A 22,577-nucleotide genomic window follows, 5' to 3' on the forward strand; every position below is an offset into this window, starting at 1 on the left:
TCGGGCCACATATCTGACCACCTATTGACTAAAATCCATAGCCGATAAACAACGGCTCATAACCATAAAAATACTGGTCACTGTTATATTTAGCACCGGCTCCCCACCCGTGCTTAACCGACTTACCATATGATTTTAAGCACCTGCCGTTTTGAGTTAGGCTGTGAGATGAAGAGGTTTCTCCAAACTTGGACACCCTGATCAAGGCACCGACGGTATTGCCACTGCCTACACTCAGGTCTCGAATGGCATCGGCTGAAGACAGACAGATTTCAGATTCTTTCTCCTCTTTACAAGTAGAAAAAAGTGAGCAGCTATCTACTCTCGTTCTAATAAAACCATGATGCTCTTCAATCTGCCAGATCGGTAGTTTGTTAGGTAAAACCATACATTGACCATTATTATTAACGGTGTCCTGGCAATTAGAATCTAATGGCACATAGCAGTTCGCCCAGTTTTCATGATCGGCACATTGCGCAACCCCAGACTTAATCATGCTTTTGGTTGAATGGCAGATATTGAGTGGATAGATGTTTAATCGCTTATAAACCTCGACACTATAGGCCTGCGCTAAATCTTCTTTAGCATCGTCTGGAAACTCTGGGTCTACATGAAACAGCTCACACCTACTCGCCACCTGGCGATCAAGGGATTCCCAAGCATTGAGTTTGGCTTGCATAGGTCGATAGTCAAGAAACACATCAAAATGGCTGCTGCCTGCTAATTCTAACGGCATTTCATATTTTTTGTGAGAAAGCTGAATAGCAACCTGTCTCAGCGCTGATTCATTTTCAAAATCTTGCAAAAATCTAGTCAATTCGGCGAGCCCACCAATACTGGTAACATTAACCGAAGAACCTTTGGAAACCGCCAAAACTTCAAAGCTATAGCCTGAGTATTTAGATAAAAGCGATGAGCGCTCAGATTCTGATAGATCTGCGCTAAATATGCTCAAGTCACCTTTCAACGAAGATGTTGTTGATCTTTTTTCTTCTTTGGTTGCATCTTGCTTGTTTACCTGAATGGTCACATAAGTTTGTCGTCCCAAAACAATTTGGTTGACGTATTCATCACCACAGTTATGCCGAAAGTTTTTTCTGCGGTTATAGTCTTGCGAAATCAAATCATCAAGATGACCGCTCCTCAATTGGCGTTGAGTTGAATCGACAATATTCGCTCGATAAGAGCTTAATTCTAACTTCGCTACAATGACTGAAGTTTCTTCAACTTTACTGATGGCTTGATATAGTTCGGTTGTATTGTTGTAGCTGGCCGAAAATCCACCATATGCGCCTTCCGCCGTGATTGAGTTACTTAAATCCAGATGAGTCGCTAACTCAGACCGCGTATTCGCCAACGAAAACAAGTAGACTTTGTTATCGTAAGGTTGTAGTTCGCCGTTCAACAGCTGGTTATCATTTTGAACCCAGCAATCGCTTGGAGATGCAACAACTTTCAAACTATCGTAGCCATTACCGAGCATGCTGATATCTATTTCGGGTGTTGTTGATCCGCCTGAACCAGATCCCCCTGAACCTCCAGAACCACCGGAACCGGCTCCTCCTTCATCAGGCTCTCCTTCATCGGGCGCAATCGCTCGAGTACCTATCTGTTCGTCGTTTAAATCCGTATCTCTGGAAAGCGCCTGTCTGGAAAGTGTCATAGCCCCAGCACCTTTAGCATCTTGAGATTGAGTGCTGAGATTACTTTGAACAGAAAATACACTAGTCGGATTTGGCCGTTTGACCAGCATATTGCCAATATGAACCGTATTGCTGCATTTTCCTGCCTTACAGGCTTTTACCCCAAACCGGTATCGGTTGCTGCCTAAAGCAGAAACTTGATGGCTTAACGCCAACCCAGAATATATTAGGCTCCAGCTTCCATTGTTAACACGGCGACTTAACTGATAAGTCACGCCTGAGGTTGGTGAGTCTCCCCAGCGAACTTTAAAAGTTCCACTTTCTGAATAAGGTGTATAAGCAATAAATTCAGGTGGCGCGGGCGGCGTGGGCGTCGGATTATCACAATCAGGCCACGGCTTTCCTTCTGGAATTTCATCCAGATGGTCACACCACCAAGGATCACCATAATCTGGCCTTGCCTGAGCATCATCGATAAAAAAAGTCGGTAGCAAAGCAATAGAAATTAGATAAAACAAGAGTGAAAAATATTTTTTCGGCATGGCTTTTCTCCAGTATAAAATCGTAAACAGATCCATTGAATAAAACATTCATTAAGTACTTCGAAACAGCATCATCGAAAACGATTCAATTAAAACCGAATAGCGATGCTGACAAGCACCTCCTTTTTAAAATAACCGTCGAGAAAAGGGTTCTATTGTTTTCTAGTGTTTTCTATTTCGTACATTAATTAAGCATTAGAAGGGATTTTTTAAAGCCTACAATCTCCCGAAGAGATTAAAATCAAAAAATACAAAAGTATTTTCGACAAAGACATTTTGTTATTAATATTTACGTTTACCGTAAAGCATCATGTTTGTTACTATTTTTCAGCTGGATTTTTTATTTTATTTTCACCTTTTACTAACTCCTGATTGTTTTAGGCGAACTCCGGCTTCGCAATAGCTTTACTTCATTTCGGAATCTTATGGATATTTATCAATTCTCATTGTTTAAATTTGATTCCACGACACTCACGCTAACCCAAAACGGTCACGTCATTGAACTAAGACCGAAATCCAAACTCTTATTAAAAGTATTACTGGAAAACTCATCACAAATCGTTGATAAAAACCAGCTGCTCGCCTCTGTATGGTCAGAATCAGTGGTGGGCGAAAACGTCATTTATGATGCAATAAAGGAGCTTCGTCAGGCATTAGGAGATTCCCCTCGACACTCCTTATTTATCCAAACACTTCCCAAAAAAGGCTATCAGTGGATCTATCCTTACGATACCTACCAACCCGAAACGATCATTAATCGGGTAACAATGAATAAGCTTAAGCGACACCTGATTAAAATATTTGCATTTGCCGGTATCTTTATCATTGGCTTAATGATGGTGTCCTATTGGTTAAAAGTTGAACCGGTGAAGGCATCAAAAAACTTGACGGGACTAACAAACGATAACTTATTGAGTGAGATAGCGGACTCCTCTGGATCGGGTAATGCGACGTCCAATCAATCAATGGCTAACAATTCAAATCGAAAACCCATGATCGCGATTCTCCCGTTCGTTAATCAAACTTCCCACATTGATGCGAGTTGGATTACCTTGGGGCTGATGGATATACTGGAAAATAACGTTGCTTACCAGGACTCATTTATTACCTACCCCAGTAAAGGTATATTGAGTTTACTATCACAACAATCCATCAAGCCCAATACATTGCTTGATGAGTTTCAACTGGAAAAACTCGCACAAACTACATCTGCGGACTATGTTGTATCAGTCACAGTGAGCGGAGAAAGCAATGATTATGGTGCGCATGCCTCGATTTATATCGCCAAAGATAAACTCTCTGTTAGTAGGCAAATAGAAGACTCATCTCTCGGTAACTTAATCAACAAACTCAACTTTCAATTAACAGACCGCTTTATTCACGGCGCTTTAACATTCGAGCACCACCCAGCGGCGATGCAAGATGACTTTATGGTAAGAATTTTTGCGGAAGGAAACGAAGCCTTATTATCACGACAGCATTATCTTGCTAAACATTACTTTGAGATTGTATTACAACATCATCCAGAGTTTTTGGAAGCCAAGTTTAAGTTAGCTAAAACAGAAGTAGAACTCGGCGATCTCAACCGCGCCAAAAATCTGCTGGAAGCAATTATCGACTCACAAAATAATACCGCTGAGCGATTGAGAGTCGACGAATTGCTCGCCGCGCATTCTGCCAACCTGCTTGGAAAAATTCATTACTATCAAGGCCACTATGACAAATCTGATTCTCTTTTCAACTACGCGCAAGCGATATTTGAAAAACATAAAAATGACAAATGGCTGGCCTGGACCTATATTTTAAAAAGCCGCATCGCAGGCTTCAATCGTAACCCCATGCTCGCCATCCAACACCTGAATACAGCTCTCTCGCTTTACCAAAAAATTGAGCACTTACGCGGTCAAGGTTGGACACTTCAGTTTTTAGCGGAACGGTCATTTGAAATTAATCAGCTAGAACAGGCGAAACTTTATCTTGAGCATTCACTCGCAGTCAGAAACAGGGCCGGAAATCAGTTAGGTGTTGCCGCAACACTGGTTAAAATGGGTGCTTATTCTGCAATAGACGATAAACAAAAAGCACTAAAACTCTATCTTCAAGCTTTAGAAATTTACCAGTTAGTCGGCGACAAAAATGCAGAAAAAGTCGGGCTTTCTGTACTAGCCAATTTCTGGATCCGTGAAAAAAACGAAACTAAAGCAGCTCACTTTGTTGATAAGTTATTTGAAAATGCCAAAGCCCTACAAAACGAAAAAGTAACGCTAGATGCGCAAAATGTCAAAATCAATTTCTTGTTAATGAAAAATCAAGTTTCTGAAGCAAAAGCGCTGCTTAAAGAAATGATTTCAACCAGCGACAGGCTGGGATACTTAGCATTAAATAAAATCTTTGTAAAACGGCTCGAATCTGTCGAGCGATTGACTAAAGCAGACTCAGAGTGAGAAAAACATTGAAAGGCACTCACATTTTTTAGTTACATGGCTTAGTTTTAAGCCTCACCTTTAAACGATGAGCCAAGGTGAGGCTTAAATCCGATACGTTTAGTTGAGCTTCTTTATTGATAGCTCTCCATAGTCTTCATAATGTCTTCAACGGTAGCGTTTTTAGTCGTTTCAGATTTAAACTTTCCTTTTTTCTCATTGAGACAGCAAATAATCCCGTAGGTATTCCCTTTTTGCGCTTCTGAACATTTTTCTGGCGTAGCAGGATCACCAATAATGTCCCCGCCGATCCCCTGGGTGATTATCGCGGTCAGATTTCCCCGCTTGTCTACCTGACAAAAACTTTCTCTCCAGGTTGGCTGGCGGGTTCTTCCTGGCAGAAGGTTAAACTTCGACTTACACAAATCATCGGTATCAGCCGGTCTTTTTGAATAATGCTGAAGATAGTAATCACAATGACCGAGTTCGCATTGACAAGAGCTGATCAAATTTGGCGGAATGTCCTGATTGCCCACTCGATAAGCCCCGTCTTTACATTGCGTATCTCGCCATGCTCCCACATAAACTGCTTTTTTCGAAATCAGATCGGCGATCGGATTCAAACCACCCGAAGATTTTACGATGGTTTTTGCCATTCTCCGAGCGCTTTTTTCGAAGGGTTCGGAAGAGTCTAGGCTGTGTCGAAAACTCACGTAGTTATAATCCACACCACCAATTTCTTTGCTTTTCAACCATGCTGTTCCATCATCAAGCTCATTAAAAAAGGCTTGGGTTACCACATTATTGGGTATCCAATTTGACAGAGAAATACTGGGAACCGTCGAAGCGACATCATCAAGAATGTCGAGCGGAATATCCAAACCTAGCGAAGCACCAATACCAAAAGACGCACCAAAAGTTCCGTCAGGTGGAATGTGAGCATGCCCTCCCTGTTCAGGATCATCCGTGTAGGATATAAACGGCTCGATACTAACGCCGGCGTCGAGTAATATTGTGAAAGGATTGATCAATCTCTCAAACTTATCTAAATCCCAATTATCGCCATATGCCAAAGAACCAAAAAATCCAATCCAGGCATCCAACACCGCCGTTGTTGACGACCATGCTACACCTGAAGAAACGCCGCCGCCCAATGAACTAGGACTAAAATTAAATCCATTTCCGGCAAACGCAAACGAAGCGAACTGCTGATCCCAAATTCCCCAAACACTATCACTACCCGCTTGTTTTTTCACAGTGCCACGGGTAAATTCGAATACACTGGCCTCGTTAAACAATACTTTCATTCCCATGTTTTCAGGCCAGTCATTATCAGGGGCCTGAACATATTCTTTAAATGGCTTGCATATTTCCTGCATATCAAGATTCTCTATCTTATCTATTTGCGCCAGACTACTACGTAATTTTTCAGAAACAATCACTTGAAAAACACCCAGTTGAAGTGTGCAGGCAGTTGCAGTGTTGTTACTAACATCCAGTGTCGTTTTCAAACGACGATAACCATTTGAATGATGTTGACCCTGACCAAAATCAGCCAGGTCTTTTATAAAAATACTGATGGACTCTCCTACATAATCCTCATTTATCAGCGCCTCATAACGTTCCTGATCAAACGGTAAGGTCACGCACACAGGCTCATTGAATAACGACTGAGTTGGACCAATTAACACCGCTTCACTAATGGCAGTATCGATACCGATGGGTTCGGATAAATTGGCGTAAAAGCATGTAGGCTGGTGAAGATCGCCTTCGCTGATTTCCAGAATGACTTGTTCGCCAGCAATGACATCATCAAAAATAATGGTTTCCGAAGTTCCGGGCGAAACGCATTGTTGATCAATATTTGGCTGATATGAAAGACCATTGTGAGTTAGCAGTTGATCGCCAACAGCATTGTCTGCGAGTTGGTTAGCAACGCCTAATATCGATCTATTCAGGTTATCAGACACACACAGAGCAGCACCGACATAGCCAGCTTCAAATGCGCCTTTTTGATAGAAAGTCACGCTATCATCAGGCTGAATGTTTTTTGCGACAACACAATTTTGATTGCCGGAACAATTTGAGAAGGAGCAAGTAACCAAAGCACTTTGAGACCCAACATTTTGTAATTGAAACGCCGTTGAATAGCCATAGTGCCTGTCCATAATAATGGGAAAGGCCACGCCTGCGGTTGCTTTTTCAACGTCAATACCATTATAGGCGGAGCCCTGCTCGTCCTTTAGCTGATTAACCAGTGCGACAATTTTAGCGTCCGGGGAGTTAGAATCAGTCGTCAAGGTTGCGGAGCCTACACAAGTCTCCTGATCAGAATTCAGAAAAATAAAATTGTGCGAACTCGATGGACCTAATTCAGCACTTTTCTGAAAAGAAGCGGCAGGATCTTGACATGTCACGTCCAACAACACATTAAACGATTCCTGTGCCGAGGTATTTTGCACGGCAATGCCAGTGCCCACACCATAGTTATTGATATTAATCAATGGCAGGGACAATTCCGACGCGCCACCGACAAAAGCCTCCGAAGAGAGTATGGTTGTTGGACTTACCTGGTTAACCACTGTCGTCGCTTTTTGGCTGGCTGTAATGACTGCTGAACCAACGAAATCTTCATCTAAACCGTTGCCGCAACTTACTGAGCCGCTACCTTGCGCCTGATCCAGAATTCTCATTGAATGCCGCAAAAGGGTAAACTCTTCTTCAGCAACCTGGCTTGTCCCATCATAATATTTCACTTTAATGCGATTCGGCAGGCTACTGGCATTTTGTATGGCAAGCCAGGTGTTAATATCATAATGACCGCACATGATCAGAGGAACAAAGAGTTTGTTTGCTCCTTTTTCAAATCCCACATGAGAAGCGGTCATTTCGCTATTATCAGCGATAATGTTATTGATGGCACGGATCGGTTGATTGGACTTCAACCTGACCGCGCTAAATCCATCAGGCGCATTTTCAAGGCGAACACTCGAGTTTATACCAATGGAAAATGGCTCACCCGTGGTCGTCTGGCCGGAGCGATTGGTGAAATAAGGGGTGACTGTGGCCGCCGCATTGCCCAGGTTAACAACGGATATGCCAAAATCACTATACTCAATTCCATTAATGGTTTCGGTGCCTTTAAGATATGCGGGGACATAGGAATACTGAGGTACGGCAAGCGCATTGAAACTCAGCAAGAGTAGAATCAGTAATAGGCTCTGGTTTAAACAACGGATATCAAATCGATTAAAAATGTTTTTCATCATGAATCACCTTTCCTGCGTTGACTAAAATTTTTCGATTACTTGACTTTTTGATTCGCTGAACGCTCAAATACCCATTCAGATTATCGAGTCTTTTTTCGAAAGTAGTCTTTCTCGGTCGATTCGAACTATTTAACCCATGCTTTGAAATTTTATTACTGCTCCGTCGCCAGTACTTTTGGGGATTTTTGTTTTCTATACTGCGAGGGAGTTAACCCGACATTTTTTTTGAAAGCCGTGTAAAAGGAGGACTTTGAGTTAAACCCAACTTCCATGGCAATATCAAGAATCGATAACTTTTTGTCAGGCAGTTCCAGCAGACGCAGTGCTTCTTTAATTCGATAAGAATTAACAAAGTCATAAAAATTACAATTTAGCGACTCATTGATCACTTGAGATAATGCATGGGGAGATACCTCAAGAATTTCCGCTAGCGAAGTGAGGGAGAGGTCGTTTTGTTGATAGAGCTTAGCAGACTTCATTTGAACCAAAAGTTGGCGATTAATATCCTCTGCCAGCGCATCAGTAACATTAGTATTTTGATATTTCACTTTGGGTCTGACTAAGTCTGGTTTGAATAACTCAGGTCCGACATCACTCTCGAAATTGTTATTCTTGGAGTGGCTTTCATCTCGTGTTCCCCTGTTTGGCGCAGTAAAAATCTGAGGTTGATGAATTGCCATAAAGCCCAAGAAATAGATAACGATCGCAATGCTAAGATTTAGAATATTGTCAAATAACAACAGGTTAACTTGCGACGGTGGCACCGTGTGTCGAATGAGCGCAACAATTAATAATGCAGATAGAAGCCACAATACATTTTGTAACCAGCACAGATTACGTTTTTCGATGTTGGAATATTCATTCTTAATATTGACTCGATGTTTTGAAGTCAAACTGATATTAAAAAGTAAATAGCCTGTAATGTGTATTAAGTGCATTATCTTGCTCCACGAAATACTCCACTCGTAGCCAGCATCAGTAAGAGATGCCATATTGTTAACCCATTCATCGATCTTTTGCTGCTCTTCCGAAAAGTAGTATGGCATGTACCTAATAATTGAAATCACAAAGGGCAAAAAATGCCAAAAGTCTCGAAGTGAGAAGAAGGCCGCAGGTCTTTGTGTCATATTTCGAACATAGAAATAAAGTAGCGGCCCATACAAATAGTTGTTGGCGCAATGAATCCCTATTAAGTGGGGAAATTCAAAGTAGTACATGGACACTTTCATAAAAGCATCGAACAACATGTAACTAAACACCAATACCAATAAAGAAAGGAATAAATTTGCCTGACGAAAACTGCCTTTGGAAAAATATAAGAGATAGCTTAAAAATAGTCCCTGACCAACCGTCAACAACAAAATGACAGAAATGACGTTAAGGCCGGGTTCCATATTCATTGTATTTTACTTACCTCTTTTCCTTAAGCTCTACTTTTTTCCTTCCGTTTTTTACGTGTATAGGCAACGGTGCGGCAGGACGAATTTTGTTATTCATACCGCGATTTGACGGCGAGATAAACTGATGCGACTAAAAATCAACAAAAATAAATAAATTCAGCTCTACAAATTCTCTTTGAGAGATTTATCGAAAACAAGACCGACCTTTCGCTTATGTCTAAATTCATCTGATTCTTGCACTCCAACTAGCCAGCATTATTTCTGGAATAATATTGGACGATTAACGTTTTCATTGCTTTGTCTTTTTCTCATGAGGAAACCATCAAAACCAATGAAAACTATCGAAGCTTTCTTTAAAAAAGAATCATCTGCAGGAATCCTGTTAATATTTGCGACTATTCTCGCATTAATTCTTAAAAACTCTCACTTTATTGATCACTATGAAAGCTTTCTTCATGTTCCTGTAGAACTTCGCCTTGGTTCGCTCCATATTGATAAGCCATTGATCTTATGGGTAAATGATGGATTAATGGCAATATTCTTCTTTTTAATTGGTTTAGAAGTCAAAAGAGAGATATTGGAAGGTCAACTCTCTTCTTTCGATCAAATCGCCTTGCCCGGCTTCGCTGCCGTTGGCGGCATGTTAATTCCGGCTTTATTTTATTACTACTTTAACCAAGGGGACGACTTTGCCATGCGAGGTTGGGCAATCCCAACGGCAACGGATATCGCGTTTGCACTTGGCGTATTATCACTGCTTGGAAACCGTGTACCACTTTCACTCAAAATATTTCTGATGGCATTAGCCATCATCGACGATCTGGGCGCTATCCTGATCATTGCGCTTTTTTACACCGTCGATCTATCGGTAACTTCCATAATAATTGCCCTCTCGTCACTTGTCATTTTGGTCATCATGAACAGATTGAATGTTGCAATCCGCGCCGCATACATTTTCGTCGGCCTGATTTTATGGACCAGTGTATTAAAATCAGGAGTCCATGCAACGCTTGCCGGTGTAGCACTGGCTTTTACTATTCCAATTCAATCTACCAATCGCTCAGGAGAGAACTTCTCCATGTTAAAACAGACTGAAGAACAGCTTCACACGTGGGTTGCATTTTTAATTCTACCTCTATTTGCTTTTGTTAACTCTGGAATTGATCTTCAAAAAATATCCACTGAGCAACTATTTTCAAACGTGTCACTAGGAATATTTTTTGGCCTGTTTTTCGGAAAACAATTAGGTGTATTTTTCTTTAGCTGGATCGCAGTTAAGATGGGAATAGCAAAACTACCTGAAAATTCAAACTGGTTACAACTTTATGCCATCGCCATTTTAACCGGTATCGGCTTTACCATGAGCCTGTTCGTCAACTCACTCGCTTTTGCCGACACCCAGGTGTATCAATCAGCCGATAAATTGTCCATCATTGTGGCTTCATTTAGTTCTGGCATTCTTGGTTATATTTTATTAAGGTTGGCTAAACCCAATCATTAGAATATCACTTAATGAGCCGTTACGATTCGACAACTTTTCGAATGCTGAACCACCATATTGATGCGCCAAAAGTAGAGATTGAACGACTACTTGATCAATCAAAGGAAGTGGCAATCAAAGCCAACCAGGTGTTAATGCAAGCCGACGAGGCACCCAAGCATTTTTACCTGGTTGAGTCGGGCTTGTTGAGAGCTGTTTATGTGACGCCTGACGGCAAGGAATTCAGTAAAGAGTTTTACTGGGAAAACGACATTATTTTTGGTATTAGATGTATGCTGACTAATCAACCGCTCCCCTATTCGGTTATCGCGGTCGAAAATTGCGCACTATTTCAGTTGCCAATAGCGACTTACCGAGAATTAGTTGACCGACATCACGAGTGGAAAAACTATCATATCAAACAAGTTGAAACTCACTTGCTCTACAAGGAAATTAAGGAAGAGTTATTGCTAATTAATTCAAATCAACAGAAAGTCGAAGAAGTTTATCGATTGTTTCCTGACTTTGTTAACAGAGTGCCCGCGATACTATTAGCAACTTACCTTGGACTAAGCCCCGTTAGTCTAAGCCGAATTAAGAAGCGACTCAATTTGGCTTAATGAAAATTTTATTTTCACTAATTAACAATTGTTAATTACCTTTCCCTCAATATCGCCTAAATTAGCCTCATTAAACAAGAGGAACATAAAAGATGATGTGGTTTGTTAAATCTTTTAAAGAACTGACAACTGATGAGCTATATGCCATTTTACAACTCAGAATTGACGTTTTTGTGGTTGAACAAAATTGTATTTATAGTGATATTGATGGTAAGGACAACTTACCTGGTGCACTACACCTTTTTTCCGTTAAAGATGATCAAATTGCGTGTTATTTAAGGATTTTTCCGCCAGGTATCAGCTACCCAGAGATGCCTTCGCTAGGCCGAGTGATCACTCACCCAGACTTTCGAGGCACAGGTATCGGCCACGAATTGTTACAACGTGCATTGCAGATTATTGATAAACGCTGGCCAGACAAGACATGCCACATTTCCGCACAATCTTACTTGGAAAAATTTTATCAACAACATGGTTTTTCTACCGTGGGAGAAGGATATCTGGAAGATGACATTCCCCATATTGGTATGGAGAGAGTAGCAAGTAAGTAGCAACCTCGCTGTGGCCAATAGCTTGAATTGGATTTATGTACTCCTAATTGCAATCGAAAAGTCATAGTTCTGATTGTGTATGCTAGCTGGTGAAATATTGCAGGTTGGGTTGCAAACCCAACATCATTGGTGGGTATTAGCGACAATGTTGGGTTTCATTCTTCAACCCAACCTACCACTAAATAAGTGTTCCTAATGAGTGCCCAGGTAAACAACACTTGTCATCTCGACCAACGTGGATCTCAGTCGAGATGACAGTGAGGAACAGGCATAGTAAAGGGCGTGGGAAACTGGTTACAGATTAGCAACACTTATTTAGTCAGAGAGGAAAAAATGCCAAAAAACAGCACTATTCTATTTGCTTTCATATTGCTCGTTCTTGGCAATCTGTTCGCGACTTTTGTCGACGTCATTGTCAAGCTACTAGCAACAGACGTCAGTATTTACCAATACATTTTTTTACGTCAACTCGCGGTTTTAGCATTGATGTTTCCTTTATGGTTAAAACTTCCTGAGGCCAGCAAGCAACGAGGAAACAATAAAGTTTATGCAGCCAGAGCGATTCTCACCAACATTGGTGCACCGTCTGCGGTTGTTGCTTTGCTATATTTACCTTTGGCCACCGCCAATGTAATTTTTTATTCTGCGCCTCTGTTTACCATTATTCTGGCCACAATATTGCTTAAAGAAAAAATAAAGATTCACCGTGTTGCAGTCACGCTAATGGGGTTTATTGGTGTCGCGGTCGCATTGCGCCCGGAATATTTTGGTATCGCCGGATTGCTGGCTGTTTGCACTGCACTTGCAGTGGCGGGTTATAACTTATCGGTAAAGTGGCTACCGAAAAATTCCAGTACCATTAATACGATTTTCTGGAGTAATTTATTCACGATACCACTCACAGGAATTATTGCTTTATTCAATTGGCAACCAATTACCTTCGACATGATATTACTTTCGGTGGGCAGTTGTGTTTGTCTGATTATTTATCAAGGCTGCAGCATCATGGCATTTCAAAAAGCGGACGCCGGCGCGATTACCGTGGCTGAATATTCAGGGTTAATTTTTGCAGCCGCATTAGGTTGGCTTCTATTTAGTGAACCACTGGATCTCTGGACAGTATTTGGAATAACTTTGATTATCGTGCCTATCACTTGGCAAAGTTGGTTTGAGCACCGACAAGAAAAAGCAATCATGGTGTAACCACTCTTTGATAAGCCCAATGCTAAAAGCAAGCTAAATTCCACAGGTTATAACAATAGTTCTTCTTCAATACGGTGGAATACACTGGCAGAGTCAATCAGAGAATTTGCCGTGAGCGCCGGTACGCCGTAAACCTCAGCATTGACAGCATAATCCCACTTTATTTTTTCCAGTAGCAAATCAAAATCACCATCGCCCGACAACAGAATAACAGTGTCAACATCCTTCGCGGCTTCCATAATATCGATAGTAATGCCTACATCCCAGTCTCCTTTGGCAGAACCATCACTTCGTTGAATAAACGGCTTCAGCTTAACTTCAAAACCAATGTGTTTGAGCGCGTCTTGAAATTTAATTTGACTGTCATCTCCACGGTTAATCGCATAAGCCGTTGCAGAAACAATCTCCCCCTGCTCGCAAATCCGTTGCCAGAATTTTCGATAGTTAAATTGCCTGCTATAAGCTTGACGCGTTGTGTAATAAATATTTTGAACGTCGACAAAAATGGCTATTTTTTTCAAATTGAATTATCCAGACTTATTGTGAGCGATATATTAATGTGTTTTCCAGTTTTTATCTGATTGAGCAATAACACCGTCGGAAATTTCTGAAATCCAGGTCTCTCTTACATTTTTATCGTTAAACAGATAAAGTTTATTTTGCTCAATATGCCAGGCTTCCGGTGAAGATACGGCAGTAAAACCTTTACTGGTGGCGAAAGCGCAAAATCCGCCATATTGTGGCTGATATTTTGCTGGAGTCAACTCAAATAGCTTTTTATTTTCTTCACTAGAAAAATACCAGCTTACACCATTGTTCGATACTTGGTGTTTACTCTCTCCTTTCACCGGGGTCCCAGATCGAAAGTAGGCAACAGGATCATATCCCCCAATAGCCACACCTTCATCAACATTAACAGGCCCCCACCATCCCCAGGACAAAGGAGATACCTTTTGCGTGTATGCGAAACCGCTTATGGCGACAACCAAGAACAGAACTATGCCCGAAGTTATTCTCAATTTCTTATTTTGTGTTAGCTTAGACTGTGAATTCATAAGTTAACTCCTCAACCTGTTAAGTTAATAAATAAATTACATTCCCATTTTTTCTAACGCAGGCAATGCCTCACTTAATACTTTTTCGTATGACTCGCGCGCATTTGCTCTTTTGTAATATGCAGTTAAATTTGCATAATCACCGAATGGATGTATTTGCTGAGCATAAAATAACGGAGGAATTGTGGCACAATCTGCAAGAGTAAAACTTTCTCCCATCAGCCAGTCACTATCACGGAGCTTGTCATCCAGGTATCGATAGCTCAAATCAAGGTACTTGCATGCTCGAGCAATTTTATCCTGATCGCGAATATCTTCAGCTTTCTTCAATTCAAACAATAAAGTTGATGTGGGATCGTTTAAATACAAATCAGACATTCTGTCATGAAATCTCACGTGCCGAGCGGCTTCTTTTGCTGAAGGTATTAGCTGAGTTCCCTGTTCAAAGTTTCCTTCCAAGTATTCGACAATAATTGTTGACTCGGGAATTTTCCAGTCATCTTCCACAATCAATAAAGGAATTTTTCCGATGGGATAAATTTTTTCGTAATTCGCTTTCACTTCAGGATCAAATAACTGAACAATTTCAGAGTCAAAGGTGATTTGTTTTTCATACAACGCAATTAACACTTTCTGCGAGTATGTTGATACCGGATGATAATAGAGTTTCATGATTTTCTCCTCAAGGGTATAACTTTAATAAATTGGCCAGGCACCCATTCCAACCTTGTTCATGCTTATCACAAGCTTCTTGATCGGCAAACTCACTATGTGACAATACGAGTTCAGAACTCGATTCGTTGATCGCATTAAATTGCAACGCCACTAAAGTCGTCGCAGGACTTCCTTCCCAACGCCAGGAGAATACCAATGTTTTATTTTCTTCAATTTTTTTGTAAGTTCCACCAACGACGTGTTGCTCACCATCGCTTTCTTGCATCACAATTCGATACTCTCCATTTTCACGAAAATCAACACTAGCTTCTGGAACACTCATATCCCCCGGTGCAAACCAGCGCTGCATCACTTCAGGGTTCTTCCAGGCTTCAAACAATTGATTGACTGATGTACTAAACTTTCGATTAATGGTTAATTCAAACATGACTAATCCTCACTTTTTTTACCTTCATTCACTTGCTCGCTTTCGTTAAAAAGTTGCTCGAGGTTATCCATCCGTTTACTCCAGAAGTATCGATAAATACTGATCCAGTCTAAAGCCCCGGTTAATTGTTCTGGCACCAATTGAAAAATATGACTGCGGCCTTCTATTCTGCGCTTGATAAGCCGCGCATTTTCCAACACTTTGATATGTTTCGAAACCGCAGCTAACGACATATCAAATGGCTCCGATAATTCGGAAACACTGAGTTCCGATTCAGCCAACATATGCACCATTTTTCGGCGGGTACCATCTGCCAATGCCATAAACACCTGATCCAATGGCTCCTGCTTCGTTTTGGCCACTAGACACCTCATATTCAACCATTTGGTTAAATATTAGATCAGGTAAAAACAATATTCAACCTTTTGGTTGAATATAAATATTGAATCAATCAAATTCCGCAAGATTTGCTTAAGAAGAAACATCCAGACTGGCAGCAGGCTACGATTTTATCCTAAGAGTAAGAGACATTCGGAATGATTTTTATCTATCTATATTTAGTATCGGTTATAAACGAATTTACCGAAATGTCGCGGGGATTAGCTTTAGTTAAGTTGGTTCTTTCTCCGCTTAATTTCAATTGAAATCAAATCTTTCTTGAGTTGTGCCATATTGGTTATAAGGAAATCCTCACCATTATAATCCGATAAGTATCGTGTGCTTTCAGGCAATCCCACAAGAATCTTAAATGAATGGCTAGCAATATTATATGACCATAATTGTCGAGCATTATTTAACCCATAAAGAACACCTTTACGGAGAACGACAGATGGCTGTTCTAATTGGTTTCTCAATCGAGCAATCTCTTTAGGCTTTTCCAAACCTCGCCAAAGTTTTCCATTACGATCCAAATATATAAGCAGCCCCTTGTCGTCATAATTTGCCCAAATAATATTTTTAAGGCCTAAATTTTTCATCGTTTTAGTTTTTATATTAAGAGAATGTAAAGTGCTTTGTCCGTTAACAATAGCTGTGACTAACATTTCGTCAAAAGAAATCCATTGCAAAATAGACTCTATACCTAGCTTGGAGTTAATGATTTGGTAAGTACCATCTAATTGCCAAATATGAACCTTATTTTCTATTACACCTGATATGTTCTTTCCATCAGGCGACCATCGAATTGTTTTACTTTGCAATTCCTGCGTACTTTTAGTTAATTGCCTCACTTCCCCATTAGATAGCCATATTTGTCGGTTACCTGCACGATTTGATGTAAATGCAATTAGAGAACCGCCAGGTTGAAATATTGGTTGATCGTCACTGAGGTTTGAGCGTGCTAATCTGTGAATGTCCAAATTCATTATTCTTTCATTTGTTTCAATTAACGTCTTACTCAAAAGAATAGTGTCGGTATCAGCAATAAATTCGGTTGCCACAAAAGACTGACCATTTGGATGAATGGAAAGTTCAGCGAGATTTTTTCTGCCTCCCAAATTTATTTCTGAAATTTCACCGTCAAAATCGAGCCTATATACAAAGCCAACACCCGATGCAATGAGGTATTCTCCAGACGAATGATACTGAACACCTAACGGCCTATCTGTCGGAAAGTCTGACGGTAGTTTAATTCGAGAGATAGACAGTAGATTACCAGCCACGTCTAAAACACTCAGTGTGTGGTCATGATTCTTGTTTAAGCCAAGGACTGCAAAAGACTCTTTAGCTACTGAAAAATCATAATCATAAGCATAATTATCACTTTCTCTGTACAACGTATCGATGCTTTGTGTTTTCGGACTGTACACTTGAATCGACGCATTTCCATCATTTTCAGTTAAAAAGCTAATGCTTCCATCGGGTAACCATTTGGGCTGCCACGTTGGGATGCTTCGGCACTCTACTTTTATTGCCGGCTTTTGTGGAGCAGAGAGCGCGTCAATTATATTGATTGAATTAACTGACCAGCATAGTTCATCTGTAGTTTGCAGTTGTCTGCATGAGTTTCTCTCGGTGAAGGTAATATAACGTCCATCTGGTGACCAGCTCGGCTTTCCAAATATACCTTTTTTAACGGTTAATTTTCTTTCTTTGCTGGTTGAAATATCTTTTAGCCAGATATTACTGTAACAATCATCAATATGCCTTTGAAAAATAATATAGTCGCCTTGCATTTGAAAACTAGCGGCGGACTCCCAATCATCAGTGCTTGTAATCGGCGTAACGGTTATTAGAGGGGCTAGTCCTTGGTTTACCTCTAAAGCTCCCATGTTCGACTCATTTGAAAGGTTGATCCAGAAAAATAGAGCGATAGCTAAACAACCCAAGATAGCTGATGAAATAAGCCAAACCGTTTTAGGTTCTCGTGCTTCTTGACTTGAATTAATCAAGCCTGAACTAGTCAAACCAGGCTTATTTAATTCAGAACCATTTATCTGGGAATCATTTACTTCAGATTCTAATGGCTTAAGCGGCGTGAGCGGTATTTCAAGGCTATAACCTTTTTTGCTATGCGTTTTTATGACTCTCTGAGTCGAGGCGTCATCATTCAATGCTTTTCTTAATTGCGAAATACAGCGCTGTAAGGTATTCGCAGAAACAACCCTCCCCTCCCATACTGTTTGCATCAGATCTTCTATGTGAATGACTTCTCCTTGTTTTTCGGCAAGCATACACAAAACGGCAATGACTCTTGGAGGCAGGCTATGAACTTTGTTATTGATTGTTATCTGATTCCGAGAAACATCTACTTGATGCTCTTCGAGTAAAAATTTATTTAATTTCATTTTTCAATATAGAAATTCAGTCAAATATCAGCAAAAAGTCAGCTTTTTAATTGTTAAAGAGGATTTCTTTTCGCTATCGTAACACATTGATATTAAATATTTTAATTAAGGAAATCATATGTGGTCCAGCTTTAACTTTTCACATTGTTCGTCACTCATTAATACTTACCTTTTTAGAGTCATATTGTTTAGCATTTTGTTTTTAAGCAGTACATTATCTGCTCAGGAAGTCAAAAAAGACAGTATTTCAATAGGCGAGAGAATAACGATCAACTCCAAACTTTTGAACGAAAGCCGCACTCTATTGATTTCCACTCCAGATAATTTCGATAAAAGTAAGCCATATCACGTTATTTACTTATTTGATGCAGAATATCTATTCACATCTACAGTTGGCATTGTAACCTCGCTAATCAACGCTAGAAAAATTCCTCCTTCGATTATCGTTGGTATAGAGTCAACTAATAGAGCGAGAGATTTTATTCCACCAATCGAAGGAGAGCCCCAAAATAACCATCAAAGCTGGATTAAGAAAAAATTTCCACAATTCGGCGGCACTGAAAATTTTACCGCATTTTTACAATCTGAACTTTTCCCTTTCGTCGAAAAAAATTACCCAGTAAAACCCAATAGAACAATGATTGGTTATTCAAACTCTGGCGTTTTTGGGTTGCATACCCTTGTCAGCTCACCAAGCACTTTTACTAACTACTTATTAATTAGTCCAGCTGCGTGGTGGGGTGAAAATGAAATTGATGAAAAACTAACCTACTTTAGTGAATCTCATGAAAGCTATAGTGGCAATCTTTTTTTAACCGTCGCAGGTGAGGGTAGAGGAATGTATTCAAATTCGCTAAGAATAGCAGCTCAACTAGAAGCAAAAGCTCCTCAATCGCTTCACTGGGTATTCAAACAGTTTGAAAATGAAACACATCAATCAACGATTTACCCTAGCATTTATCAAGGCCTGACAAATTTGTTCGAAGATATTAACTTTAAGATCAGCGATGAACTAGGAAAATATGCATCAGTAAGTGATATTGAAAACTACTACGCACAGCTATCAAAACGATACGAATATGACATAACTATCCCTGAAATTGTATTTTCGGATTTAGCCGATGCTCAATTTCTACATCACAAAAATTCTCTGGCAATCGACACTCTGAAACAATGGGTTTCTACTTACCCCGCTTCATCATTTGCGTACACAAGCTTAGCTAGAGGCTATATGTTTACCGAAAAATTTACTTTAGCTAAATTAAATTTTGAAAATGCAATCAAAATTGTTACGAAAAAAGAGATTAAAGACCCATCTGTAATGGACTATTTAAAAGACTCCGTAGAAGAAGCTCAGAATAAAATTAATCACGAATAATCGGGGTAGCCCAAATGTAGTTAATAGATTTAAGGTTATTACCAATTTATTTTCCCCCTAAGTTATAGGCAATTTGAATGTCAACTTTGGTGGAAAATATGTAGAAGGCGAGTTTAATACGATTTGAAAAATGCTACTGATTATTAGATCCAATATCTCTGAATAGCCGACGATATTACAAGCAAGGTGATCACAAACGGCGGTAGTAAGTCCACAAATATATAGCGTCGAATCCCCATTTTTGAATTCGCTTCCGCGCGTTCTAATGCTGAATTATATTTATTAACAAAATCGTCAACTGCAACTACGCCAGACTGATTATACCTACCTGTATTATTTGCCAATTGCTTCACAGGTGTTTCCAAATCCTTAATCATTATTAATTCGTTAGACAACAAATCGTTAGAATTACCTTCGATAGCTAAATATAAAAATGTTGCTGCATGAAACGAAAATAACAGAAGCAAACAATTAGCAAAAAAATTGTGAGAAAGCTCTTTACCTAGTTCAAACTTTAGAAATGCAACCTGTGAAATACTTGCCTCCGAATAAACAAATAGCAAATAGACCGCTCCAAACAGAAGCAAATTCCAGCGAGCCTTTAATGCCCTTTCCGATAGCCTTTCTTGAAACAAGTTATTTGTAAACTTCATCAACAATTTCCCTACTAAGTTCATACTTTTATAGTTCGACTTTCCGAACATCAAGTGTTTTTTAGTGTACAGAAGCTCAGGCGCGAAGTTAGGGATTAATCAGGAGTAGAGCGATAATGCTCCGGGATCCTAATTTTTCTACCCTTAACTGTTCTGGTGTGCGCAGGTACATGTACCTTCTTTAGCTTACGACTTTTTGTCTTCGCCATGTGACACCTCTAAAGGAGAATTGACCAAAAAAGTTGGCCTCTCTGGAGCAGCCTATCCACTCCGCGCCTTATCAGAGTTTTAGGCTCAGGTGTATAGACTGAGACTTATGCACACTAAAAAACACTTTTTTTATTACTACAGTACTGGTTAATATATGGTCAAACTTTAGCTTTTCAACCCCCGATAAAGCCAATTTGCTACGAATCCATTCGTAATTTAATGCTTTAATAGCTACCACGCTCGAAAAGCCTATGAACAAAGGCTTGTAGCGACTTTTAACTAATTATTAATCTTTCAAAAGTCTTCATTTACTTTCAAATCGTGAAAAGTCGCAAGTCTTGAAAGCTCAGAAAAAGTGAGGCTTTGAAGCCAGTCTCTATTCCGTGAGCTAAAAAAGTGCACTTTTTTCCTAGAAATGGAGAGAGTGCGCGCCGTTGGTGAGAATGTATTCAGCAAAATTTATTAATAGGGAAGCTAGGCTAACTCGCTAAGCTTTTTATTAGCTCGCTGCTACAGCATTGTGATGATTATTACTTATTATCATTTGTAACGTTGAGAACTCTTCCTTCGTAAGCGTGACTATTTTAGTCTTGCCACCTCTAAGATTTACCATAACTTGGTATACATCCTTCTTAATAAAGAACAAGATAAATGCGAAAACGAGAATCTTAAGCTGAGTGTCTGCTTATTTCCTTAAAGTAAAATATGGTGGTCAACAATTAGCCGCCATTAATCTACAAAAACTGAAACAACTCGAAGAAAAAATCAGCCAGTTTCAGCAGGAAATTCATGCGTTACTGGAACAGCCCCAGGCAGTACAACCACCGCCAATGAACGTCAAACTGAGCGGACTTACCGACAGCGAAAACATCCGCCTCAATGCGATCCTTAATCCAGAACATCCAACGACGAAAACGAGTTTATCGATTAATTGAATCAAAAAAATTAACACTAAAAATCACATTGATGCGTTAGGAATAAACCATGAATTTAATGATAAAACAGGCCGAAGGTTGTCGGTTAATCACATTGTTACACGGTTATCAACCTGTCCATTTTTCGAGTCTGCTCGAAAAAGCGACAGTACCTTTTTGAGCACTGGTTTGTCACTGGATATTGATCAGCCCTGCTGATAAAGTTTTTAGATCATCATCCAGGGACGTCGTGACTTCTGTTCCTGTTTGCCTAACTAACGCATTGAAGTTTTTCAGGGAGTTTATGAATGTCATTTCTAAAGCTTCTCTTTCTATTGACCGCCAATTTGCTGATTTTTATCAACAATGTCCGATTTTTGTTAGTGGATGTCCGAATATTGATAGTGGTTTGTCGGGCAAATCCTGTAGTTTAAAAATATACAAGAAACGAGATGTTTTGAAATTGAGTAGTCGGTTTAATCGGGGGATTAATATGGAGTTGCAAGGTCGCATAGCCTGGCGCTATTTATCAGGCGTGGTAATCGTTATTAAAGGGTTATTGTCATCATTATCTTTTGCGGGAAGTTTCACAGTCCGTTTCATCATCATCAACAATTTAGCGGGCAAGTTATTGGTCGCAGGTTTCGGCCGGTTGACTGTTGCTGATGAAGGTCACTTACAGGGAGAAGTCCAATGATAAGGAAATTGAATTATTTGTGGTTGTTGGTATTGATTTCGTTTAGTCCGGTTAGCTTCTTTGGTATGTCGTCAGGAATACCGACGGTTTATGCCTGGGACCAGGATTGTGACTTTTTGCCACAGGGTTGTGGACCGGTTGTCCCGCTGACTAATTTTCGCGTCGTAGAGCATGATGGTACTTCGATAGCAGAAGTTCGCTGGGACTACATGGGGACTCAGCGAAACTACCTGGTCGAACGGAAAGAAACGAGTGGAACCTGGACTCCTATCTATTTCGGCACGAGCACGATTTATGTAGACCAGGATATCCCTCAGGGAACCTACCAATATCGCGGCAAAAACTGTAATAACTTAAACGAGTGCAGTGGTTGGTCGCTGAGTGAAGAAATTTCAGTGATTGGTGCGCCAACCCAACCAGCGATAAGCTATAGCGGCTCGCTCTATATCGGTGATACCTTCACATTCAAATATATTTCCGAGCCAGCCATTCTAGAATATACCGTCGAAAGAAATGGTGAAACCATTTACGTAGGCCCTTCAGAAAGTTTAGAGCAGGCTTTACCTGTGGGCAGACACGATTATCGGGTTAAGGCGCGCAACAGTGTTGGCACGACCGATTGGTCATCTAATTACATAACAGTGCGTGACA

19 protein-coding genes are annotated in these 22,577 nt (G+C 40.2%); 9 read left to right on the plus strand and 10 right to left on the minus strand.

Features of this window, described 5'->3' with window-relative positions:
• Positions 1–28 precede the first annotated feature (28 nt).
• Positions 29–2,185: a hypothetical protein gene (locus FLL46_RS22030; protein ID WP_142933775.1), complete on the minus strand. Its 2,157-nt coding sequence runs from the start codon at positions 2,183–2,185 to the stop codon at positions 29–31.
• A 425-nt stretch (positions 2,186–2,610) separates the two neighbouring features.
• On the opposite strand from FLL46_RS22030, the gene FLL46_RS22035 reads away from it, so the two are divergent.
• Positions 2,611–4,629, plus strand: coding sequence for a winged helix-turn-helix domain-containing protein (locus tag FLL46_RS22035; protein WP_142933777.1), 2,019 nt, complete (start codon positions 2,611–2,613; stop codon positions 4,627–4,629).
• 113 nt (positions 4,630–4,742) lie between these two features.
• Here FLL46_RS22035 and FLL46_RS22040 read toward each other — a convergent pair whose 3' ends face one another.
• On the minus strand, positions 4,743–7,877 hold the full coding sequence (locus FLL46_RS22040) for a hypothetical protein (RefSeq protein ID WP_142933778.1): 3,135 nt from the start codon (positions 7,875–7,877) through the stop codon (positions 4,743–4,745).
• A 152-nt stretch (positions 7,878–8,029) separates the two neighbouring features.
• Positions 8,030–9,277, minus strand: a complete 1,248-nt coding sequence (locus FLL46_RS22045; RefSeq protein WP_142933780.1) for a helix-turn-helix domain-containing protein — start codon at positions 9,275–9,277, stop codon at positions 8,030–8,032.
• Positions 9,278–9,608: 331 nt separating this feature from the next.
• Between FLL46_RS22045 and nhaA the strand changes: the two genes are divergently transcribed.
• The 4 genes from nhaA (at position 9,609) to FLL46_RS22065 (ending at position 13,131) form a co-directional block, all read left to right on the plus strand.
• Positions 9,609–10,778 carry a Na+/H+ antiporter NhaA gene (gene nhaA, locus FLL46_RS22050; protein ID WP_142933782.1) on the plus strand — a complete coding sequence of 390 codons (1,170 nt, stop codon included), beginning with the start codon at positions 9,609–9,611 and terminating at the stop codon, positions 10,776–10,778.
• A gap of 11 nt (positions 10,779–10,789) precedes the next feature.
• Positions 10,790–11,377, plus strand: coding sequence for a Crp/Fnr family transcriptional regulator (locus tag FLL46_RS22055; RefSeq protein WP_142933784.1), 588 nt, complete (start codon positions 10,790–10,792; stop codon positions 11,375–11,377).
• Between the two features lie 92 nt (positions 11,378–11,469).
• Complete coding sequence (locus FLL46_RS22060) at positions 11,470–11,928, plus strand: GNAT family N-acetyltransferase (RefSeq protein ID WP_142933786.1); 459 nt, start codon at positions 11,470–11,472, stop codon at positions 11,926–11,928.
• A 333-nt stretch (positions 11,929–12,261) separates the two neighbouring features.
• Positions 12,262–13,131 carry a DMT family transporter gene (locus tag FLL46_RS22065; protein ID WP_142933788.1) on the plus strand — a complete coding sequence of 290 codons (870 nt, stop codon included), beginning with the start codon at positions 12,262–12,264 and terminating at the stop codon, positions 13,129–13,131.
• Between the two features lie 47 nt (positions 13,132–13,178).
• On the opposite strand, the gene FLL46_RS22070 is transcribed toward FLL46_RS22065, so the two are convergent.
• The 6 genes from FLL46_RS22070 to FLL46_RS22095 all read right to left on the minus strand — a co-directional run bounded on the left by FLL46_RS22070 (position 13,179) and on the right by FLL46_RS22095 (position 18,074).
• Complete coding sequence (locus tag FLL46_RS22070) at positions 13,179–13,652, minus strand: LabA-like NYN domain-containing protein (protein WP_142933790.1); 474 nt, start codon at positions 13,650–13,652, stop codon at positions 13,179–13,181.
• Between the two features lie 33 nt (positions 13,653–13,685).
• Positions 13,686–14,186, minus strand: a complete 501-nt coding sequence (locus FLL46_RS22075) for a YHS domain-containing (seleno)protein (RefSeq protein ID WP_142933792.1) — start codon at positions 14,184–14,186, stop codon at positions 13,686–13,688.
• A 36-nt stretch (positions 14,187–14,222) separates the two neighbouring features.
• Entirely contained in the window at positions 14,223–14,858 is a 636-nt protein-coding gene (locus FLL46_RS22080) for a glutathione S-transferase family protein (protein ID WP_142933794.1), read from the minus strand.
• A gap of 10 nt (positions 14,859–14,868) precedes the next feature.
• Complete coding sequence (locus tag FLL46_RS22085; protein ID WP_142933796.1) at positions 14,869–15,288, minus strand: SRPBCC family protein; 420 nt, start codon at positions 15,286–15,288, stop codon at positions 14,869–14,871.
• A 2-nt stretch (positions 15,289–15,290) separates the two neighbouring features.
• A complete protein-coding gene (locus FLL46_RS22090; protein WP_246119378.1) occupies positions 15,291–15,650 on the minus strand; it encodes an ArsR/SmtB family transcription factor in 360 nt (119 codons plus the stop codon).
• A 243-nt stretch (positions 15,651–15,893) separates the two neighbouring features.
• Positions 15,894–18,074: a winged helix-turn-helix domain-containing protein gene (locus FLL46_RS22095; protein WP_142933799.1), complete on the minus strand. Its 2,181-nt coding sequence runs from the start codon at positions 18,072–18,074 to the stop codon at positions 15,894–15,896.
• 184 nt (positions 18,075–18,258) lie between these two features.
• Between FLL46_RS22095 and FLL46_RS22100 the strand changes: the two genes are divergently transcribed.
• A complete protein-coding gene (locus tag FLL46_RS22100; RefSeq protein WP_168204285.1) occupies positions 18,259–19,452 on the plus strand; it encodes an alpha/beta hydrolase in 1,194 nt (397 codons plus the stop codon).
• A gap of 143 nt (positions 19,453–19,595) precedes the next feature.
• Here the strand turns inward: FLL46_RS22100 and FLL46_RS22105 are convergent, their stop codons facing one another.
• Entirely contained in the window at positions 19,596–20,105 is a 510-nt protein-coding gene (locus tag FLL46_RS22105; protein ID WP_142933803.1) for a hypothetical protein, read from the minus strand.
• An 887-nt stretch (positions 20,106–20,992) separates the two neighbouring features.
• Here FLL46_RS22105 and FLL46_RS22110 point away from each other — a divergent pair.
• The 3 genes from FLL46_RS22110 to FLL46_RS22120 form a co-directional block, all read left to right on the plus strand.
• Entirely contained in the window at positions 20,993–21,250 is a 258-nt protein-coding gene (locus FLL46_RS22110; protein WP_142933805.1) for a hypothetical protein, read from the plus strand.
• 283 nt (positions 21,251–21,533) lie between these two features.
• The gene (locus tag FLL46_RS22115) at positions 21,534–21,926 is read left to right on the plus strand and encodes a hypothetical protein (RefSeq protein WP_142933807.1); all 393 of its coding nucleotides are present in this window, start codon (positions 21,534–21,536) and stop codon (positions 21,924–21,926) included.
• Positions 21,923–22,577, plus strand: a 655-nt coding sequence (locus FLL46_RS22120; protein ID WP_142933809.1) for a hypothetical protein, incomplete at its 3' end; no start/stop codon positions are given. The genes FLL46_RS22115 and FLL46_RS22120, both read left to right, overlap by 4 nt.

This window comes from Aliikangiella coralliicola, assembly GCF_007004725.1.
In the GTDB taxonomy this organism is placed as follows: Bacteria; Pseudomonadota; Gammaproteobacteria; order Enterobacterales; family Kangiellaceae; genus Aliikangiella; species Aliikangiella coralliicola.

What these genes read in the sequence shown, in the direction of transcription:
- FLL46_RS22060 (WP_142933786.1), top strand. Translation starts at nt 11,470, where the DNA reads ATGATGTGGTTTGTTAAATCTTTTAAAGAACTGACAACTGATGAGCTA.
- FLL46_RS22105 (WP_142933803.1), bottom strand. Translation starts at nt 20,105, where the DNA reads ATGAAGTTTACAAATAACTTGTTTCAAGAAAGGCTATCGGAAAGGGCA.
- FLL46_RS22075 (WP_142933792.1), bottom strand. Translation starts at nt 14,186, where the DNA reads ATGAATTCACAGTCTAAGCTAACACAAAATAAGAAATTGAGAATAACT.
- FLL46_RS22085 (WP_142933796.1), bottom strand. Translation starts at nt 15,288, where the DNA reads ATGTTTGAATTAACCATTAATCGAAAGTTTAGTACATCAGTCAATCAA.
- FLL46_RS22035 (WP_142933777.1), top strand. Translation starts at nt 2,611, where the DNA reads ATGGATATTTATCAATTCTCATTGTTTAAATTTGATTCCACGACACTC.
- FLL46_RS22040 (WP_142933778.1), bottom strand. Translation starts at nt 7,877, where the DNA reads ATGATGAAAAACATTTTTAATCGATTTGATATCCGTTGTTTAAACCAG.
- nhaA (WP_142933782.1), top strand. Translation starts at nt 9,609, where the DNA reads ATGAAAACTATCGAAGCTTTCTTTAAAAAAGAATCATCTGCAGGAATC.
- FLL46_RS22045 (WP_142933780.1), bottom strand. Translation starts at nt 9,277, where the DNA reads ATGAATATGGAACCCGGCCTTAACGTCATTTCTGTCATTTTGTTGTTG.
- FLL46_RS22065 (WP_142933788.1), top strand. Translation starts at nt 12,262, where the DNA reads ATGCCAAAAAACAGCACTATTCTATTTGCTTTCATATTGCTCGTTCTT.
- FLL46_RS22095 (WP_142933799.1), bottom strand. Translation starts at nt 18,074, where the DNA reads ATGAAATTAAATAAATTTTTACTCGAAGAGCATCAAGTAGATGTTTCT.
- FLL46_RS22080 (WP_142933794.1), bottom strand. Translation starts at nt 14,858, where the DNA reads ATGAAACTCTATTATCATCCGGTATCAACATACTCGCAGAAAGTGTTA.
- FLL46_RS22115 (WP_142933807.1), top strand. Translation starts at nt 21,534, where the DNA reads ATGAATGTCATTTCTAAAGCTTCTCTTTCTATTGACCGCCAATTTGCT.
- FLL46_RS22055 (WP_142933784.1), top strand. Translation starts at nt 10,790, where the DNA reads ATGAGCCGTTACGATTCGACAACTTTTCGAATGCTGAACCACCATATT.
- FLL46_RS22030 (WP_142933775.1), bottom strand. Translation starts at nt 2,185, where the DNA reads ATGCCGAAAAAATATTTTTCACTCTTGTTTTATCTAATTTCTATTGCT.